The organism is Wolbachia endosymbiont (group B) of Limnophora tigrina (assembly GCF_964263235.1).
Taxonomy (GTDB): Bacteria; Pseudomonadota; Alphaproteobacteria; order Rickettsiales; family Anaplasmataceae; genus Wolbachia.
In genome coordinates this window covers 1,126,056-1,142,486 of record NZ_OZ181655.1, presented here as the reverse complement: position 1 = coordinate 1,142,486, position 16,431 = coordinate 1,126,056, and the positions used below count along the sequence as shown (strand labels likewise).

General features: G+C 34.9%; 16 protein-coding genes, 1 tRNA gene and 3 pseudogenes. 14 read left to right on the top strand and 6 right to left on the bottom strand.

Going from position 1 to position 16,431, the window contains the following annotated elements; all coding sequences use genetic code 11:
- Window positions 1-71 precede the first annotated feature (71 nt).
- The 10 genes from ACE38O_RS05685 (at window position 72) to ruvC (ending at window position 5,638) form a co-directional block, all read left to right on the top strand.
- On the top strand, window positions 72-320 hold the full coding sequence (locus ACE38O_RS05685) for a hypothetical protein (protein ID WP_374698552.1): 249 nt from the start codon (window positions 72-74) through the stop codon (window positions 318-320).
- A 60-nt stretch (window positions 321-380) separates the two neighbouring features.
- Window positions 381-536, top strand: coding sequence for a hypothetical protein (locus ACE38O_RS05680; protein WP_374698551.1), 156 nt, complete (start codon window positions 381-383; stop codon window positions 534-536).
- A 330-nt stretch (window positions 537-866) separates the two neighbouring features.
- Window positions 867-1,169 (top strand): 50S ribosomal protein L21, encoded by a 303-nt coding sequence (rplU, locus tag ACE38O_RS05675; RefSeq protein ID WP_374698550.1) that lies wholly within the window; start codon window positions 867-869, stop codon window positions 1,167-1,169.
- Window positions 1,170-1,179: 10 nt separating this feature from the next.
- Entirely contained in the window at window positions 1,180-1,449 is a 270-nt protein-coding gene (rpmA, locus tag ACE38O_RS05670; protein ID WP_096617064.1) for a 50S ribosomal protein L27, read from the top strand.
- 9 nt (window positions 1,450-1,458) lie between these two features.
- Window positions 1,459-1,535: transfer RNA gene (locus tag ACE38O_RS05665), tRNA-Ile, on the top strand.
- A gap of 63 nt (window positions 1,536-1,598) precedes the next feature.
- Window positions 1,599-2,771, top strand: a complete 1,173-nt coding sequence (metK, locus tag ACE38O_RS05660; protein ID WP_374698549.1) for a methionine adenosyltransferase — start codon at window positions 1,599-1,601, stop codon at window positions 2,769-2,771.
- 125 nt (window positions 2,772-2,896) lie between these two features.
- A complete protein-coding gene (locus ACE38O_RS05655) occupies window positions 2,897-3,571 on the top strand; it encodes a TenA family protein (RefSeq protein WP_374698548.1) in 675 nt (224 codons plus the stop codon).
- Window positions 3,572-3,614: 43 nt separating this feature from the next.
- The gene (locus tag ACE38O_RS05650; RefSeq protein WP_374698547.1) at window positions 3,615-4,274 is read left to right on the top strand and encodes a TenA family protein; all 660 of its coding nucleotides are present in this window, start codon (window positions 3,615-3,617) and stop codon (window positions 4,272-4,274) included.
- 47 nt (window positions 4,275-4,321) lie between these two features.
- Window positions 4,322-5,149, top strand: a complete 828-nt coding sequence (locus ACE38O_RS05645) for a cytochrome c oxidase subunit 3 (protein WP_374698546.1) — start codon at window positions 4,322-4,324, stop codon at window positions 5,147-5,149.
- Window positions 5,150-5,638, top strand: a complete 489-nt coding sequence (ruvC, locus tag ACE38O_RS05640; RefSeq protein WP_374698545.1) for a crossover junction endodeoxyribonuclease RuvC — start codon at window positions 5,150-5,152, stop codon at window positions 5,636-5,638.
- Window positions 5,639-5,682: 44 nt separating this feature from the next.
- On the opposite strand, the gene ruvX is transcribed toward ruvC, so the two are convergent.
- Together ruvX and ACE38O_RS05630 are read right to left on the bottom strand one after the other, a co-directional pair.
- Window positions 5,683-6,150 (bottom strand): Holliday junction resolvase RuvX, encoded by a 468-nt coding sequence (gene ruvX / locus ACE38O_RS05635; protein WP_374698544.1) that lies wholly within the window; start codon window positions 6,148-6,150, stop codon window positions 5,683-5,685.
- A 130-nt stretch (window positions 6,151-6,280) separates the two neighbouring features.
- Window positions 6,281-6,412 carry a hypothetical protein gene (locus ACE38O_RS05630; protein WP_374698543.1) on the bottom strand — a complete coding sequence of 44 codons (132 nt, stop codon included), beginning with the start codon at window positions 6,410-6,412 and terminating at the stop codon, window positions 6,281-6,283.
- A 112-nt stretch (window positions 6,413-6,524) separates the two neighbouring features.
- Between ACE38O_RS05630 and gatB the strand changes: the two genes are divergently transcribed.
- The 3 genes from gatB to ACE38O_RS05615 all read left to right on the top strand — a co-directional run bounded on the left by gatB (window position 6,525) and on the right by ACE38O_RS05615 (window position 10,009).
- A complete protein-coding gene (gene gatB, locus ACE38O_RS05625) occupies window positions 6,525-7,949 on the top strand; it encodes an Asp-tRNA(Asn)/Glu-tRNA(Gln) amidotransferase subunit GatB (RefSeq protein ID WP_374698542.1) in 1,425 nt (474 codons plus the stop codon).
- Window positions 7,950-8,083: 134 nt separating this feature from the next.
- Entirely contained in the window at window positions 8,084-9,508 is a 1,425-nt protein-coding gene (locus tag ACE38O_RS05620) for an NB-ARC domain-containing protein (protein ID WP_374698541.1), read from the top strand.
- 21 nt (window positions 9,509-9,529) lie between these two features.
- Window positions 9,530-10,009 (top strand): hypothetical protein, encoded by a 480-nt coding sequence (locus ACE38O_RS05615; RefSeq protein ID WP_374698540.1) that lies wholly within the window; start codon window positions 9,530-9,532, stop codon window positions 10,007-10,009.
- Between the two features lie 29 nt (window positions 10,010-10,038).
- Here ACE38O_RS05615 and ACE38O_RS05610 read toward each other — a convergent pair.
- Both ACE38O_RS05610 and ACE38O_RS05605 read right to left on the bottom strand, forming a co-directional pair.
- Window positions 10,039-11,127, bottom strand: a pseudogene (locus ACE38O_RS05610) (IS481 family transposase).
- 61 nt (window positions 11,128-11,188) lie between these two features.
- Window positions 11,189-12,136, bottom strand: coding sequence for a hypothetical protein (locus ACE38O_RS05605; RefSeq protein WP_374698539.1), 948 nt, complete (start codon window positions 12,134-12,136; stop codon window positions 11,189-11,191).
- A gap of 156 nt (window positions 12,137-12,292) precedes the next feature.
- On the opposite strand from ACE38O_RS05605, the pseudogene ACE38O_RS05600 reads away from it, so the two are divergent.
- Window positions 12,293-13,381, top strand: a pseudogene (locus ACE38O_RS05600) (IS481 family transposase).
- 768 nt (window positions 13,382-14,149) lie between these two features.
- On the opposite strand, the gene ACE38O_RS05595 reads toward ACE38O_RS05600, so the two are convergent.
- Together ACE38O_RS05595 and ACE38O_RS05590 are read right to left on the bottom strand one after the other, a co-directional pair.
- Window positions 14,150-15,316 (bottom strand): aspartate kinase, encoded by a 1,167-nt coding sequence (locus tag ACE38O_RS05595; protein WP_374699098.1) that lies wholly within the window; start codon window positions 15,314-15,316, stop codon window positions 14,150-14,152.
- Window positions 15,317-15,406: 90 nt separating this feature from the next.
- Window positions 15,407-16,353: pseudogene (locus ACE38O_RS05590) on the bottom strand (DDE-type integrase/transposase/recombinase); the annotation flags it as partial.
- Window positions 16,354-16,431: the final 78 nt, after the last annotated feature.

Here is a 16,431-nt window from a genome sequence, read left to right as displayed (position 1 = left end):
TACCTGTAGGTTATGTAATTTTTAATGCTTATATGTGTATACATGCGTATGTCAATGTTTAGAGGATGAAAATGAAAAAATTACTTACTTTAATGGCTATATTACCTGCTGTTTCTTTGTCAGTACCATGTTTTGGAGTTGATTGGGTTAGAGATAGGATCTATACTTCTTCGTCATACAGTTCTGGCAATTTTAGTCATAGTATCGGTTATCACTACACAAACAGCGTAAAAATTTCAGTTGAGCCTATGATTTCAGTTGCAAATATTTTTGACCATAGACTGCAAGGAGGAATTTTAGCAAATTTACGTTATCATTAAGAGTTTACAAACACGGATATCACTCCGTATATCAATGTTGGTATAGGTGCTGCTATCGATTTGAGTAAGTTAGAATTTGGTTTCTCATATAAAATAAGCTCTGGCCTTGACCTTCCGTTTTCTTCAAGGACAAGTGTTTTTGCTGGTTACCGTCTATTGAAAGAATTCGAAGATCATAACCATGGGTTTGAATTTGGAATGAATTTTAATTTGTAAGCCCAAATTTAATGGAGGATGTGCAGTGAACTATGTCTTTTTAAAATGAAAGCTTGAGTTTTTGCTGAGTGGCCATATTATGGAGTTTTAATTAGAGATCTGCCGCAAAAGCAAAGTGAGGGAGATTAAAAATGATCAAGTTTTGCTTCTGTTCAAAACAAGATTTTTTGAGAATTAATTATTGTCTGAGAAAAAGCAGATCACAAGGTGAAAAAAGATAGAAGTATTTAAGTAGCTCAGAAGGAGCATTAAGTCATGTTTTTTATTTATATTGACAGCATATATGACATCGTTTACGATTAAAGTTAATAACAATAATTTATATTTATCATGTTTGCAGTAATTGAGACTGGTGGAAAGCAATATTTAGTAAAAAAAGGCAGTATAATAAAAGTAGAGAAGTTAGAAGCTGAAGAAAAAGGAGAAGTGGAAATCAATAAGGTGATTTGTGTTTCAAATAATGGCTTATCTTGTTCATCTAATGCTACTGTTAAAGCTGAAGTATTGGAGCAATGCAGGGGAGAAAAAATTATAATCTTTAAGAAGAAAAGAAGAAAAAATTACCGTAGGAAAACTGGTCATAGGCAGTATATAACTGTTCTTCGTATCAATGAAATTAATCTTCAAAAGTAAGAGGTAAGATATGGCAACTAAAAAATCAGGTGGTAGTTCCTGTAATGGTAGAGATTCAGCAGGTCGTAGGTTAGGAATAAAGAAGAATGGGAAGGTTATTCCTGGTAACATAATTGTGCGCCAAAGAGGTACAAAATTCCATCCTGGGAAGAATGTTGGTATAGGTAAAGATCATACGATTTTTGCCAAAGTAGAAGGCTGGGTCAGCTTTAGAAGGTCAGCAAATAAAAAGACTTTTATTGATATCTTGCCTACAGATAATATGAAAGCTTCAGCTTGAATAAATCAGGGGTCTGTAGCTCAGGTGGTTAGAGCGCACGCCTGATAAGCGTGAGGTCGGAGGTTCAACTCTTCCCAGGCCCACCATTTAGTAATTACTAACTGTGTTTTTATAGCGGTTTTGGTATTGTATAAGCAGAAACCTAAAGCATGAGTTTATATAAAAATTTAGTAACCAGTGAGTCAGTGGCGGCTGGTCATCCAGATAAAGTAGCAGATCAAATTTCAGATGCAATACTTGATGAATACCTTTTCACTGATCCTTTTGCGCGAGCTGCAATAGAGACTTTAGTCACCAAAGATAACGTTATTATAGCTGGGGAAGTATTCGGACCTAACATCAAAAATAGCAGGATTGAAAGTATTGTACGGAATACAATAAAAGATATTGGTTATGAGCATGATGGTTTCCACTGGAGAAAAGTGAAGGTAAATATACTGCTGCATGAGCAATCAAATGACATTGCAATAGGGTTGGATCAAGGTGCTGGGGATCAGGGCATAATGTATGGCTATGCAACAACAGAGACAGAAAACCTTATGCCAGCACCCATTTTTTATGCACACTCGATTCTGAAAAATATCATGAGCGCAGTTAAAGAAGCAAAGCTTGGTCCGGATGCAAAATCACAAATCACTTTGGCATATGAGAATAACCTCCCGGTACGTGCTGAAAGTATTATTGTCTCAATACAGCACCCTGAGGATTTGGACCAATCAAAAGTAAAAGAAATAATTTATCCTTACATAGTTTCATCTTTACCTAAAGGGTGGATATGTCCTGAGGAAAATCTCTTAGTCAATCCAACTGGTAGATTTGTTACTGGTGGACCGGTTAGTGATTGTGGATTAACCGGACGAAAAATTATGGTTGATACCTATGGAGGTTATATTCCACACGGTGGAGGGGCATTTTCCGGAAAAGATGCAACCAAAGTTGATAGATCTGCAGCTTATATGGCAAGATACCTTGCTAAAAATATTGTCTTTGCAGGTTTAGCTGAACGTTGTCTTGTGCAGCTTTCTTATGCAATTGGTGTATCAAAACCTACTTCATTCTATATTGATACATTTGGTACGAATGCGGTGGAGGAAAGAGTAATTAAAGAGTTTATCGAGAATAGTATAGATTTATCAACAAAAGGCATAATCAAGCATTTATCGCTTAATCGCCCTATATATAAACGCACAGCCTGTTATGGACATTTTGGTAAAGAGTCAGAAAATGACGGTGGATTTTCTTGGGAAAGCATGAACTTGTCTGCTGATCTTTGTAGAGAATTCAATATAGAAGGTAATAGTAAAATTTCTTTAGATTGCTAAAATTTTTGATTTACAGCCTCATATTTATATACTAGCTTATTGTTGAAGTATAATTGCTTTTTCATAATAATTATACTATATTAGTGATAATTATTATATTCAGTTTTTATTGTGAGGCTCATAAAATGTATAACGGAATAGAAGAAGAATTCTGTAGTATAGCCATAAAAGAATCATCTGATCTTATTGATAGAATAGAAGAACATCCTTTTTATGTTGAATTGATGAATGGCAAATTAAGTTATAAGAAGTTCAAGTTCTACGTTCAACAGACTTTTTTATGCTTAGTGGATTGCACTCGTGCTTTTTTAATTATTGCAGCTAGAGCTAATGATATTGAAACAATGGATAAATTAACCTTTATAGCTCGTAAAATATTCAGTATGCGAAGTATATGTGAGGAGCAGTTTACAGAATGTAACTTATCCGATAATCACAAAAGATCGAAATCTAGTTCTGCCTTTATTGATTTCTTCATGCGTGCTGCATACCATAATTCAGTAGCTGAAGGCTTAGCAGCTTCTTATCCATATTTTGGTATGTGTCAGATCACCTTTCAACATACGGTAAAAGATAGCATTCCTTTAAGCAATAAGTATAAAAAATGGATTAATCTCTATAATACTAATATAGTGAATAACACAGCTGATGCTATAACTGAGATTGTGAATAAGCTGTATAGAGAATCTAGTAATAAGGAGAAGAAAAAGATGCTCGAGTTTTTTCGTAACGGATTAGAATTTGAGGTAATATTCTGGGATGAGATGTATTACTCTAATATATCTAGCAAAGAATATTAGCAGCGGATTATTTACGTTGACTTGATCTTTATCGGTAACTACAGTGTTCAGTGGCATAATTAGGAGCTGTTACGGGTCAAATCTTTTAAAGGATATAATTGAGCATCCTTTTAATGTTAAGTTGGCGAATAACACCCTAAATATAGAGAACTTCAAATTCTATGCTCAACAAAAGACGTTGTTCTTAGGTGATTATATTCGTACCACCTTAATTACTGCATCCAAAATGGAAGATTATAGTAATATTATCTCGCTTACTGAAGTAGCCCAAAGAGCAGTGACTGTTAATAGAATGCTATATGACTACTACTTTACTATGTACGGTATAAGTCGTGGAAAGAAATCTCTTGAGTGTTTTAATTTCACTCATTTTCTTTTATCCATCTCGTATAGTAATACCTATGAGGCTATGACGGTTTTGTATTCTTGCATGTTTATATACAAGACTATCGTTGATAACATGAAAAATAGATTCAAGAAAAATAATAGATATAGGGATTGGTTTTATTTTTGTTGCAGTGATTCAGTAAAGTCTGGATGCATTATTTTGGAAAATATTATTGATGGATATTGCAGCAGAGCAAGAGAAAATGAAAAGAGCAAAATGCTTGAGTTGTTTAGAATAACTGCACAATTTGTGTTAGATTTTTTGAACGGTGCATATAATTTTTCAAGATTCAATCAATTTCCTAAGGAACATTGACAATTTTAAGCTAATTTGTATCCTTAGTAAGTATTTTTTAAAATGCTATGAAAAGTAAAGAACATGATTTTCATTTAGTGGACCCAAGTCCTTGGCCAATTGCTATATCAGCAGCAATTCTTATTCTTGCACTTGGATTAGTTGGCACGCTTCATAAACAAATTTTCGGAATGTTTTGTTTAGCTCTGGGAATCTCCGCAGTATCAGGGGTGCTGTTCTATTGGTGGAGAGATGTAATAAGGGAGGCCATTTATGATAAATGTCATACTACCATTGTAAAACATGGACTCAAATTTGCAATGTACTTATTTATTCTCTCGGAGGTCGTATTTTTTATAGTGTTCTTTTGTTCATTCTTTAAAGCCTGGCTTGATCCAGTTTTTTTATTTGAGGCGTTTTCTCCTGCAAAAAAAGTTGAATGGCCCCCTGAGGGAATTTTGCCACCTGATCCGTGGTCACTACCATTCATGAATACATTAATATTATTGCTTTCTGGTACAACAATTACTTGGGCAAATCACTCTTTACTTGAAAATGATAAAAAGAGCATGATTAAAATGCTGTCTATAACTATATTGCTTGGGTTTTTTTTTATAATAGTGCAAGCAATAGAGTATCATGAAGCGAGTTTTTCTCTACAAGAAACAGGAGAAAAGCTTATTTATACATCCAATTTTTATATGATTACCGGTTTTCACTGCGCACACGTTATAATAGGAATAATATTTTTATCAGTGTGTTTATTTAGAGCGCGGAAAGGCCAGTTTACACCTCAGGACCATTTGTGCTTTGAGTTTGCCTCCTGGTATTGGCATTTTGTAGATGTAGTCTGGATGTTTTTATTTTTGTTTGTCTATTGGTTAAGCGTTTATTAAGTGGTTAAAATAATAGGTCTAGATCCAGGGATAAGCAAGACTGGTTGGGCCATTATCAGCCTGAACGAGAAAAATAATATTGAATTTTTGGGCGGCGGTACCATATCAACTGATGGTAAATTGGGTACAGGTGAACGCTTACATATAATTTTTGAACAATTAAAGAAAGTAATATTTCGATATTCTCCGAATGAAGCTGCAGTAGAAAAAATTTTTGTTAATAAAAATCCTAAATCTTCACTAACTTTAGGATATGCAAGAGGGGTTGTAATTTTAGCGTTAAAAATAACAAAGCTAACTATGAATGAATATGATGCAAACTATGTAAAAAAAAGCATTACCGGAAATGGCCATGCTGATAAGGATCAGATTATATTTATGGTGAAGCAAATAGTTAAAAATTTGAGTATAAAATGTCACCATGCTGCTGATGCTCTTGCTGTAGCAATTTGTCATGCTTATACGAAAGGTTCTTGTTTTGTTGAGTAACTTTTATATGAGATTCAGTTTGAAGATTTCCAGATCTGAAAAAACTATTTGATTGTATTTATCTTGTCTAACGTTCGTTGCAAAATAATACATGCGGAGATTTTATCATCTATTTTTTTCGATTTTGTGATTGATATTCCAGTGATTTTTAGTGTATGAGTTGCGATAGATGTTGAGAAGCTTTCGTCTTGTAAGTATATATGTACTTTATATTTTTTTATTATTTTATTTGCGAATTGGATTATGGTTTTACACCATTTAGTTTCTTGCTCGTCCATTTTTAATGGTAGTCCTATTACCATTGATCCAGCTTCATTTTCTTTGAATATTCTATGCAGAGAACCTAAATCTTTGCTCATATTTTTCCTATAATATACACTATGAGCTGTGGCTATAAGCTGTGTTTTATCGCTAAATGCTATGCCTATTTGCTTTTCTCCCATGTCAAGGCACATTATGCGCTTATCTTTTGGAATAGACTTTAGAAACTCATCTGGATTTCTATGTAGCATCTATTAGACTTCCTTTAAAGTGACCTTACCCAGAAAAAGTAGAGAGAAAGTCAAGAAAATTTTTTACAAAAAGAATAATGAATCAAATTGCTCAGGAATGCAATAATTAATAGCAGAATGCCTGCGCTGTTTAATACACAGCTTCTAATTTAAACTCAACTGTATATTCTCTTCTTTTTGTCATTACTACTCCTTTTGAAAAAACATTTTTATTATAAAAAAACGCCTTTTCTTTCTCTTCACTTTTTCTGGGTAAGGTCATATTTTAATTACTATAGGTTAAAAAGTTAAGACAAAAAATAAAAATGTGGGTTTTGTTTTGACTTTTTGTGTTAATTTTGCAGAATATTAAGATTATCATTTAAATAAAATACATGACGAAAGAGGATTGGGAAGCGGTAATTGGGCTTGAGGTGCACGCTCAAGTTTCTTCTAATACGAAGCTATTTTCTAGCTCATCAACGGAGTTTGGTGCTGAGCATAACACTCAAGTTTCTCTAGTTGATGCGGCAATGCCAGGTACGCTGCCAATACTAAATTATTACTGCATAGAGCAAGCAATACGCACCGGTCTTACACTTTCTGCAGAAATTAATAAGTGTTCTTACTTTGACCGGAAAAATTATTTTTATCCTGATTTACCGCAAGGTTACCAGATAACCCAGTTTTTTGAGCCAATAGTTAAAAATGGTAGAGTATTTATCAACGACAATGAAAAGGAAATAAGAATTGCGAGAATTCATTTAGAGCAAGATGCAGGAAAGAGCGTTCATGAGGAAAGCAAAACTTATGTGGATTTAAATCGTGCAGGGGTTGCTTTAATGGAAATTGTTTCAGAGCCAGATCTTAGGTCATCTGCAGAAGCTGCAGAATGCATGAAAAAATTGAGGCAGATTTTGCGTTACATTGGTTCATGTGATGGTGATATGGAAAAGGGGTCACTTCGCTGTGATGCAAATGTTTCTGTTCGCCCAAAGGGTAGTAGCGTATTTGGCACTCGCTGTGAAATAAAAAACTTAAATTCAATACGTTATATTGTACAAGCTATAGATTATGAAACACAAAGGCAGATCAAAATTTTGGAAAGCGGAGGAGAAATAAGTCAAGATACCTTATTGTTTGATGTCACTTTAGGAAAAACAAAAGTGATGAGAAACAAAGAAGATGCAAGCGACTATAGATATTTTCCTGAACCTGACTTATTGCCAGTTGAGGTAAGCCAGGAGAAAATTGATTCTATTAAATCATCTTTGCCCGAGTTGCCAGATCAAAAAAAGCTGCGATACATTGAGGAATTAGGTATCAATGAATACGATGCAAACGTCATTACTTCCGATAAGGCGATTGCTGATTACTTTGAGGAATTGATAAAAAAACATGATTCAAAGCTCGCGGTCACCTGGTTAACTGTAGAGCTTTTCGGTCGTTTAAATAAAGCAAATATTGATATTGTGAGCTCCCCAATCAAAGCAAATGCCTTGTCCGAACTCTTGGATTTTATCGTTGATGGAACGATCTCTGCTAAACTTGGCAAGCAGGTTTTTGATATTATGTTTGAAACTGGTAACCCTGCATCTTTAATCATAGAAGAGCGGGACCTAAAACAAATAACCGATAGAGGTCAAATATCAGAAATTATCGACAAAATCATCAATAGCAACCAAGATAAAGTTCAAGAATACAAAAGCGGTAAAACAAGATTATACGGATTCTTTGTCGGCGAAGTAATGAAACTTACCAAGGGAAAAGCCAGCCCTGATGTGGTGAATTTAATTTTGAGTGAGAGATTAAGTAATTAGTCACATTTTTTTATTTACATAACAGCACATCTCGTATTAAATCTACGCTACGGTGTATGTATATTATGACATATATGGTTTACTACTCTTTTACCATTTGCGGGTACTATTTGCAAAATTATGTGAGGTTAGGAATGCCTGAAACTTATCCTACTTGGGGGTTAAAATGCTTTCTTCCTGGTGGTATTTACCAACTGAAGTGGCTAATGCTGTTTTTGAAACGTGGGTTGGATCGAGAGTACTCTTTTCGGTTAAACACAGAAGTGAGGTCAGCTGAAGGTTTTGATGATATTGTCTTTCAATATGAACAAAACGGAACAACAGTACATAGGTTTATACAAATCAAACACAAGCAAGAGGGGACCGAAAAAATCAGTGTGGGTAGCTTATTAACAAAGAGTAGTCAGTTTAACCTGTTAAAATACTTTGTTGCTTATTTAAAAATCAAAAGTAATGGAAAATTCAAGAGTGAAATAAAGGATTTTATTATTGCTACGAATATTGATTTTGATTTCGCAGATTCAACACAACATGCAGTGAGAAAGCTAAGAATGATGTTAAGTGGAGAAAATAAAGGAAAAGAGGTTTCAGTTGTAAAGATAGATATACAAGATGAGTTTCTGGATATAGGCAATGGTGCAAGATATAGAATTAATGATTCAGGCGGTAGTATTGCTCAATATCTAGAGCAACATATGGATTTTATAAAGTGTGAGGTAGGTAGGGAAGTAAGCAATGAAAAAATAAAAGGCTTTTTAAATGAACTGGCGTTTGTAGTGAATTTGCCCAATGATGTTGAGCTAGAGAGGTTGATTAAAGATGAGATAAGCAGTGAATTAGCCAGGAAGTTCAAATACTTTGACGACAATGAATTTGCTTACTGTGCGTTTTTTATGATGGTGTTAAGCTGGATGAAAGATAGAGAAGGGCGCTTCCTTTCACCAAAAGAAGGAAGAGAATTTTTCCAAAAAGTAGAGCTATGGGCCAGTACTGTAAGTGAGATAAGACAAGGAGTAGAGAGAATAGAAGGAAAGGTTGATGAGATAGGAGAAGTCTTAAATAATCAACAAGTACGCAAAGAACCTATTTGGTTTAATATAAAGTATCCAGTTAAAATGTTTACTGGAAGGGAAAATAAATTGCAAGAAATGTATGATAAATTGCATGAAAGCACCAACAAACCGATGGCAATATCACAAATTGTTGTCATTTGCGGTCTTGGAGGAATAGGAAAAAGTGAGTTGGTTAGGAAGTACGCTTATGAATATAGAAAGGATTATGATGGCAATGTTGTCTGGATGAATGCTGAAACACAGGGTAGCCTAGAAGAGTCGTTTAAAGGATTAGCTAGAGAGTTAAATAAAAGGAAGGGTTCAAAAGTTTCTACTACAGAGGAAAGAAACGAGTCTATCATTGAAGATGTGTACAGGTATTTTGAAGATGCAAAAGGTCTTTTTATTTTTGATAACGCCGAAGGATATAAGAATATTAGTAAATTTTTGCCGTCCTCTTTGAATTATAGACCTTATGTTTTGATTACCTCTCGTGATACGAAGTAGGAAGTGGGACAAAAGGTAGAAATGGAAGTAATAAAGTTGGATGTATTCAAAAAACCAGAAGCTTTGGAATTAGTCGAGAAGTTCTTAGATATAGATAATGCTTTACAGGATGAGGAAATAGAAGAACTAACAGAAGAACTAAAGTATTTTCCTTTGGCTTTAAAACAAGCAGTTGCGTATATTCACAACAAAAATAAAGAATCGAAGTTGAGGGATTATGGAAGATTTGAGATAAGTGATTACTTAAAGGAGTACCAACAACATCCAGAAAAATTACTTAAAGAAGGAGTTTATGAAAATGAAGATTGTTATACTAAAACAATTTTTACAACATGGGATGCTACAATTGAGGCTATAAAACAAAAAGAATGTGGTATTGAAGCTTTGAGCATTCTGGAGATAGTGGCTTATCTTGCTCCTGATGAGATTTATATAGAAGAAATTTTTTCAAAATCAATGGCAGATGATAAGAAAAAGCTTTGGAATGCTGTTAAGTTGTAAAAGACAAGATTTAATGTGACAGACAAGAATTAACTGACAGAAGAATTGAGGTAGTCAAAACTAATATCAGGCTCTTGTTTAATGCTACTAATGTTTTTCTGAAAAGCAATATATTTACTATCAAAAAACGTTTGCATAGGTGTTTTGCCATAGCAATACTTACCCGAGTGAGGCCTTGTCTCATTATAAGAACGCAACCAATAATCAACATCAATCTGTAGATCTTCCAAAGAATTGTAGATTTTCTTTCTAAAGATAATATTGTAACACTCATCTTGCATGGTTCTATGAAATCTTTCACATATGCCATTGGTTTGTGGAGAGTTGGCTTTGGTTCTAGAATGATCGATATTTTCGATTCCCAAATATAACTGATAAGCGTGATTTTCTGGCTTGCCACAATACTCTGTACCCCTATCAGTTAGAATGCGTAATAATGGAATTTTCTGCTCATCAAAAAATGGAATAACTCTATCGTTGAGGAGGTCTGCAGCTGTAATAGCTGTTCTGTCCGTGTAAAGTTTAACCATTGCAACTCTCGAATAAGTATCAACAAAAGTCTGCTGATAAATTAGCCCTATACCTTTGATATTGCCCACATAATAGGTATCTTGAGAACCCAAATAACCTGGATGTTGTGTCTCAATTTCACCATGAGCTTCCCTTTGTTCTTTAACTTTTTCTAAAGCTGTAAGTTGTTCTTCAGTTAAAATGATTCCTTCTTAAGCTACTTTTGTCTCTAGCGCTTTAAGTCTCTTTTTGAGAGTTTCAAGGTCATTTCTTAGCCATACAGACCTTACTCCTCCCTGAGAAATTATTATACCTCTTTTTCTCAGTTCATTTGCAGCTCTTTCTTGCCCATATGCTGGAAATTCTGTTGCTATACCAATCACTGCTCTTTCTATATCGTCGGAAACTCTGTTCGCTAATAGCGGTTTTTTCTTACTTATTTCATGTAATGCTTCCTCTCCTCCATTTTCATATAACTCCTTAAACCGATAAAATGTATCTCTTGAGTATCCCATCACTTTGCATGCTTGAGATACATTTCCTAGTTGTTTTGCTAGCTCTAATAACCCTAGCTTTGGTTTTAGTATTTTTGTTTGTATTGTACTCATTTCTAACACTCCTTTCTTTTATTATTTTATAACTTACTTATTTTAAGTGTCAGATCAAGTCCTATTTAATACACATTTGTAAATTAGCGGGCTTTAGTGGTTTCGGTGGCTTCTCTGCCTTTGGTTCAGGAGGTAACGGAGACGTGAGTTTAGAGTGTACATCATCACCAGATACATTACCACTGTCAGGACTTTTGCTTCTTTTTTCACCATCTGATTGGAGGTTTGAAGATGTAGATTTTTCCCTGTGTTTTGTCAGCTTCTTCTTTTTTTGTTTTCCCTCATTCGCACAACTGATGTCAGAACCAGAATGTTCGCTCTTACTCCATCCTTCGTCATCTTGGTTAAAACATTCGTTTTCACTTTCACTGTATGCATGGGGGTTCATAGTATTGAATTTATTTAGCATAGCCAAAGTCACAGAATTTGGTTCCACTGGTTTTTTAAAGGTTGCCCTTTCATTTGTAATAGTATCATCACTAACAGGCATTCTCCTGCTATCTTCCGGGGATTCGTATTTTTTACGAGGGGAAGTGTTTTTTTTTGTAGCACCAACAGAAGATTTTTTACCAGTAGGATTATTCTTTGATAGGTTCCAATCTTTCAAACCTTCAGGAGGAAGTGGTGGTGGCGGAGCAGCACCTTGTGGAAATGGAGGAGGTGGTACAGCCGCATGCGGAATTTGTTGTGTTTCAAGCGTTACTGGAAGTGATTGAGGAGTAGGCACACTTGATTGATTTTCCAGATTAATACCACTATCAACTTTTATCTGTGATCCACTACCTTTCTTAACAGACTTATCAAACTCTTTTCCAATTGGCTTACTTTCCAGATTAGTGCTATTTTCATGCACAAGTTTTTGTGGTTCTTGAGATGCAGTATGGCCGGATTCTTCTCCACTAAGATCTATTTTTTTCTTATCACCAGCTCTAGAAACGGCCAGTCTAATGAGATATATTGTTGAAATCAATGCAACAATCGCAGAAACAGCAAAAATTGCTAAAGGCACTGCTTCAATTGCACCAGAACCAGAAACTGCTGCAATAACATAAGGAAGATGTATATAAATTGCAACGGCAGATACACATAATGTGTATTAAATAGGACTTGATCTGACACTTAAAATAAGTAAGTTATAAAATAATAAAAGAAAGGAGTGTTAGAAATGAGTACAATACAAACAAAAATACTAAAACCAAAGCTAGGGTTATTAGAGCTAGCAAAACAACTAGGAAATGTATCTCAAGCATGCAAAGTGATGGGATACTCAAGAGATACATTTTATCGGTTTAAGGAGTTATATGAAAATGGAGGAGAGGAAGCATTACATGAAATAAGTAAGAAAAAACCGCTATTAGCGAACAGAGTTTCCGACGATATAGAAAGAGCAGTGATTGGTATAGCAACAGAATTTCCAGCATATGGGCAAGAAAGAGCTGCAAATGAACTGAGAAAAAGAGGTATAATAATTTCTCAGGGAGGAGTAAGGTCTGTATGGCTAAGAAATGACCTTGAAACTCTCAAAAAGAGACTTAAAGCGCTAGAGACAAAAGTAGCTTAAGAAGGAATCATTTTAACTGAAGAACAACTTACAGCTTTAGAAAAAGTTAAAGAACAAAGGGAAGCTCATGGTGAAATTGAGACACAACATCCAGGTTATTTGGGTTCTCAAGATACCTATTATGTGGGCAATATCAAAGGTATAGGGCTAATTTATCAGCAGACTTTTGTTGATACTTATTCGAGAGTTGCAATGGTTAAACTTTACACGGACAGAACAGCTATTACAGCTGCAGACCTCCTCAACGATAGAGTTATTCCATTTTTTGATGAGCAGAAAATTCCATTATTACGCATTCTAACTGATAGGGGTACAGAGTATTGTGGCAAGCCAGAAAATCACGCTTATCAGTTATATTTGGGAATCGAAAATATCGATCATTCTAGAACCAAAGCCAACTCTCCACAAACCAATGGCATATGTGAAAGATTTCATAGAACCATGCAAGATGAGTGTTACAATATTATCTTTAGAAAGAAAATCTACAATTCTTTGGAAGATCTACAGATTGATGTTGATTATTGGTTGCGTTCTTATAATGAGACAAGGCCTCACTCGGGTAAGTATTGCTATGGCAAAACACCTATGCAAACGTTTTTTGATAGTAAATATATTGCTTTTCAGAAAAACATTAGTAGCATTAAACAAGAGCCTGATATTAGTTTTGACTACCTCAATTCTTCTGTCAATTAATTCTTGTCTGTCACATTAAATCTTGTCTTTTACACATAATGAGAAAGCAGCAATTGAAATTTTAAGGTTAAATGTAGACATTTTTTACCTCATTAACCAATACAATATTAACAATAACTAGATTATCAACAGTGTCAATAATTAATTATGAAAATGAAGTCAAAATTTGAATAGATAAGCTATAAGTAATATATGATCAGCAATAGCTATACAATAGACTTCTTGCATAACCCACACTAAGTAGAAAAAAGGTGTCATTCAAGTATCTGACACTGCCCTCCTTTGTCATCCCAGTGCCTTGACTACTTGGATCCAGGAATTTTGATTGGACACTGGGTTGGTAAGCATAAAAGTGTTATGTTAAAACACAACGTTTTTGATGGAATTATATGGAAAACTGGATTCTAGTGTCAAGCACTGGAATGACAGCAGTCCTACGTCATACCGCGATTCATTCGCGGTATCCCTTAGCATAGATCCCGCTAACAAGTAGCGGGATGACGATTGTCAGGCTAGCTGTCATCCCAGTGCCCTGACTACTTGGATCCAGAAAAGTTTGCTTGTAAGCAAGCAAACTAGCATAGAAAGTGGTTGTTAAAACACAACGTTTTCAATGAGATTATATGGAAAACTGGATCCCAGTGTCTGGGCACTGGGATGACACCGTCATAAAGGAACCAGTGTCAGCTACTTGGATGACAGGAGAATGACACCCTCCTGGTAGGCCCAAATTGCAATGTTCGTACAGTTGTGGACGTCGAGCCTATCCTAGTGTTGCATATCAAGCTCATACTCAGTATGTAAATCTTTGACCAAAGCTACAACGTATTCTTTTTGAACAATTATACTGATTTTGATTTCGGATATTGTGATAGCAAGTATTTCTATCTTTTTTTCGCTTAAAACCTTGAGTGTGCGGTGCATCACTTCAGTGTTAGACATAACACCAATACCAATTATTGAAATTTTAGCTACATTATCGTTTATAGCATAATTTTCATTCTTATTCAGTAACTTTTCCATTAAATCAATATCAAATTTGGAGATAACAAAACTTGACCCATGTATCATATCAATTTTAACGTTTGCCCCTACTATATCTCTTAAAGTACGCAAGTTATTTGCAAGGTTAGTGAAAGTTACAAGAGCTTCATTAGTGCTATAAGCTATTCCAGTAATTAAGTATCTCTCTAGTACATCCCTTTTGTGTAGTACTGTGGTGCCTTCTACTTCTTTAAAAGTGGATAACACTTGCACTTTAATGTTATGCTTCATTGCAAGTTGTATTGAACGATTATGCAGTATTTTAGCACCAGATGACGACATTTCCAACATTTCATCGTAAGAGATAAATTTGAGCTTGCGTGCCTTTGGAACAATTCTCGGGTCTGCTGTATATATTCCATCAATATCAGTAAAAATTTCGCAAGTTCTAACACCAAAGGCTACCGTGAAGGCAACTGCTGATATATCAGAGCCTCCTCTTCCAAAAGTAGTGATTCTATCATCATTTATACCCTGAAAACCAGCGATGATCGCAGCAGTATAACCCTCAGCAAAAGATCTTTTCACACGGTCAATCTTTATTGTTTTTATTTTAGACTCAGAATAAAAATCATCAGTTACAATTGGTAGCTGCCAGGCAAGCCACGATTTAGCATTAACTCCGATCGATTGGAGAGTGATAGCTAATAGACCGCAAGAAATTTGTTCTCCTGCTGAAAGCATAACGTCATACTCTGATAACTCTTGTCTGCAACTTAAATTTGAGATTTGCCTAGCCTGAAAAGCCATTTGGTCGGTAAATCCTGCAACAGCAGATACAACAACGATTACATTACAACCTTTCTCAATATCGTTTTTTATCAAATTTGCAACTCGGTTTAAATCAGTTAGCGAAGTCCCGCCAAATTTTTTTATGATTATTTTGTCCATAGTTACAATATAACTCTCTTCTGAAGAAAAATATAGTTTTTGTAGAGATAGAGGTTGTCCGAAAACTAGAATTAAGGTAGAGTATAAGATGTATGGTTCCAGAGTGTGATGGTGTGGGTTTAGTATAAATAATTCTGGAGACTGTGTCCACTGATAACATATAAATTCATAGGGAGTAAGACCCTTAAGAGTTTTGAGTCTCTTTGCATAATATAACAAAGTTATAAAGGTGTTCTTTAAGTTGCTGGTGCGATTGATAGTAATACTTCTTAACTGTAGCATCCTTTAAAGTTTTATTCATACGTTCAACTTGTCCATTTGTCCAAGAATGGCTAACTTTTGTCAGACGATGTTCAATGTTATTTTCTTCACAAACTCTATCAAATATGTGTTGGAAGGCGTATTTATGGCGCTTCTGATTTGTAAATTGTATGCCATTATCTGTCAAAATAGTGTGGATTTTATACAGTAAAATTCTAATCAGATTACCTAAAAACTCAGCAGCTATGGGTTTTGTAGCACTTTTGTGCAACTCAACGTAGGTGAATTTGATCTATTGCAACAAACAAATACAGCTTTCCTTCTTCTGTTCTAACTTCCGCGATATCAATATGGAAATAGCCTATAGGATATTGTTTGAATTTCTTTCTTGGTTTAACTTCACCATCGACATCTGGTAGTCTGCTAATGTTGTGCCTTTATAAACAACGATGTAAGCTGGAGCGACTCAAATGTGGGATTGAGGTTTGCAAAGCGTAGATCTAATGGCAATAGAGTATGCTTACGAAATGCAACACCTCCTCTTCTAAAGTTAAAACAGTTGATCTTGGATGCTTTGGACACATACCAGCATCTTTGGTAAATGAGCGTTTTCTCCACTTAATAATAGTTTTTGGTTTAAGGTTATAACACTTGGAGAGTTTTGCTATGCTCTCTTTACTATTTTGTATTGCTCTACGAATTGTCTCTGTTGTTCTGGCGCACCCATATAACCATAATTCCTCCCTTGATGATATTTTTTTCTCATATTTTATCATACCATCACACTCTGGAACTGTGCATCTAATACAATTATAGAACAAGTTTAAAAGTTCTGGTAAAGTAATTTTATTTAC

Coding starts and splice junctions, on each gene's coding strand:
- ACE38O_RS05615 (WP_374698540.1), top strand. CDS start 9,530: ATGGAAGTAATAAAGTTGGATGTATTCAAAAAACCAGAAGCTTTGGAA.
- rpmA (WP_096617064.1), top strand. CDS start 1,180: ATGGCAACTAAAAAATCAGGTGGTAGTTCCTGTAATGGTAGAGATTCA.
- ruvX (WP_374698544.1), bottom strand. CDS start 6,150: ATGCTACATAGAAATCCAGATGAGTTTCTAAAGTCTATTCCAAAAGAT.
- rplU (WP_374698550.1), top strand. CDS start 867: ATGTTTGCAGTAATTGAGACTGGTGGAAAGCAATATTTAGTAAAAAAA.
- ACE38O_RS05630 (WP_374698543.1), bottom strand. CDS start 6,412: ATGACCTTACCCAGAAAAAGTGAAGAGAAAGAAAAGGCGTTTTTTTAT.
- ACE38O_RS05595 (WP_374699098.1), bottom strand. CDS start 15,316: ATGGACAAAATAATCATAAAAAAATTTGGCGGGACTTCGCTAACTGAT.
- metK (WP_374698549.1), top strand. CDS start 1,599: ATGAGTTTATATAAAAATTTAGTAACCAGTGAGTCAGTGGCGGCTGGT.
- gatB (WP_374698542.1), top strand. CDS start 6,525: ATGACGAAAGAGGATTGGGAAGCGGTAATTGGGCTTGAGGTGCACGCT.
- ACE38O_RS05620 (WP_374698541.1), top strand. CDS start 8,084: ATGCCTGAAACTTATCCTACTTGGGGGTTAAAATGCTTTCTTCCTGGT.
- ACE38O_RS05655 (WP_374698548.1), top strand. CDS start 2,897: ATGTATAACGGAATAGAAGAAGAATTCTGTAGTATAGCCATAAAAGAA.
- ACE38O_RS05645 (WP_374698546.1), top strand. CDS start 4,322: ATGAAAAGTAAAGAACATGATTTTCATTTAGTGGACCCAAGTCCTTGG.
- ACE38O_RS05685 (WP_374698552.1), top strand. CDS start 72: ATGAAAAAATTACTTACTTTAATGGCTATATTACCTGCTGTTTCTTTG.